Genomic DNA, 226 nt, shown 5'->3' on the forward strand with positions numbered 1-226 from the left:
GCCACCGAACGCACCCAATCGGTGTGGCCGGTGAACGGCTGGCCGATCGGGGTGCCGGTGGCCGCGTCCCACACCCGCACCGTCCGGTCGTGGCTGCCGGAGACGACGATCGGGCGGCCGTCGAGTTCCCCCGCCGCCACCGAACGCACCCAATCGGTGTGGCCGGTGAACGGCTGGCCGATCGGGGTGCCGGTGGCCGCGTCCCACACCCGCACCGTCCGGTCGT

1 pseudogene is annotated in these 226 nt (G+C 74.3%); it reads right to left on the reverse strand.

Annotation, left to right across the window (positions count from 1 at the left end):
* A pseudogene (locus ACXAHD_RS32490) lies at positions 1–226 on the reverse strand (hypothetical protein); the annotation flags it as partial.

The sequence above is a fragment of the Micromonospora sp. ABR4_055 genome, assembly GCF_056160425.1.